At 53.4% G+C, this 1,547-nt stretch carries 1 protein-coding gene; it reads left to right on the top strand.

What is annotated here, in order from left to right; translation table 11 throughout:
• Positions 1-167 precede the first annotated feature (167 nt).
• Positions 168-1,463 carry a clostripain-related cysteine peptidase gene (locus C5S62_RS06765; RefSeq protein WP_104404636.1) on the top strand — a complete coding sequence of 432 codons (1,296 nt, stop codon included), beginning with the start codon at positions 168-170 and terminating at the stop codon, positions 1,461-1,463.
• The last annotated feature ends 84 nt before the right edge of the window (positions 1,464-1,547 follow it).

Below are 1,547 nucleotides of genomic sequence, written 5' to 3'. Positions count from 1 at the left end.
CAAATTTAACACTTTTCTCAAAATTCATGCACCGTGTTTTCGGCTTGACCCCTTTTTGCGTACTTTTGAGGAGTTTTGTGATGTTGTGTAGCGCCTGCAGGCTATCAGTGTAGTGAGAAAAAATGATGCCCGCCGGCCAATGTCGTATTCTTTAATTATTTATATAAATGTCGGTATTTTTTTCCATATTCCGTTCTTGTGCTTTCGTTCTTTCCGTTGTGATTCTGCTCGTCCTGCCGTCGTGCCAGGACAGCGGCGGAGAAGAACCGCAGTTCCCCAGCGAAAAGGGACGCCGGACTGTGCTTGTCTATATGGCCGCGCAGAACTCTCTCGGACTGTACCGGCATCAGGCCGCCGATTCTGCCGAAATCATGGCCGGCCGGCGGTATATTGACGATAACGACCGTCTTCTCGTTTTCGTAGACGATGCCCACCGGCCAAGATTATACCGCTATACACGCTCGTGTAAACGTCCAGAGCTTGTGCGGCAGTGGGATCATGAGGTTTGTTCAACTTCTCCTGAGCAGTTGCGCGAAGTTGTCACATGGGTGAAAGAGAGATACCCGTCAGCGGAATACGGGCTGGTCATGTGGTCGCACGCCGACGGCTGGCTGCCGCCTACGAACAAGGATTGCACTGACGTTCCGCCATCTTCATCCGTGCGGCCGTTTTCTTTCGGCATAGATGACGGCGGCTACGGCATGGGAAGCGACAAAGGACCGCAGATGGATGTTGGCGAAATGGCTGCGGCGTTGGCCGTTACGGGTGTCCGTTTCAAATACATCTTCTTTGATGCCTGTCTTATGCAGAATCTTGAAGTGGCCTATGCCTTGCGTCATGTGACGGACTGTGTGGTGGCGGCGCCGATGCCTATTCCGGCAGCCGGAGCCTACTATGAAAACCAGCTCCGCCACGGACTTTTTGCCGAAAGTCCTTCGGCCATTGTAGCCACTTACGTCAGCGATGTTTCCTCCCCCTCGTTGTCGTATCAGTACGACGATTACGGTATCACACTCTCGGCCGTGCACACCGCGGCCCTTGAACCGTTGGCCCAAGTTCTGCGCCGGGCGCTCCCTCATTCGGCGGCGGCAGGACGCGCGTCGGCCTCGATGGAAGGCGTGCTTAACTATCAGGCTTATACGCGCAGCTATTATTACCGGCCGCATAACTACGATGCCGCCGAGGCTTTGCGCCGCCTTTTGCCGGAATCCTTTCACGAAGAAGCCCTTCTTGCGCTCAACCGTGCCGTCATTTCCAAAGGAACAACGGGCAGGTTTTGGATAGGTCCCAACTCATGGGACTACCAGCAGGTGAATGAAAAGACCTATTGCGGCGTTTCACTCTTCGTGCCGCAGAACGTCTATGCCGACAATGCCGGCCGTACGCCTCATGGCAATCTCAACGAAGCTTTTCGTCAGATGGAATGGTATGACGCGGCAGGGTGGAACGCCACAGGGTGGTAAGGATGATACCTCTCTTCATCTGAAAAAACAAGATGCTGGCGGTTTGTTTTTAATGGAATCCCGATTTTAACACTATTTGCTTTC

This window comes from Prevotella sp. MGM2, assembly GCF_002933955.1.
Classification (GTDB): domain Bacteria; phylum Bacteroidota; class Bacteroidia; order Bacteroidales; family Bacteroidaceae; genus Alloprevotella.
Note: the sequence above shows the minus strand (reverse complement) of the source record. Positions and strands in the feature narration are given on the sequence as shown.

Excerpts from the sequence above, each read along its gene's own strand:
- C5S62_RS06765 (WP_104404636.1), top strand. The coding sequence starts at position 168 with ATGTCGGTATTTTTTTCCATATTCCGTTCTTGTGCTTTCGTTCTTTCC.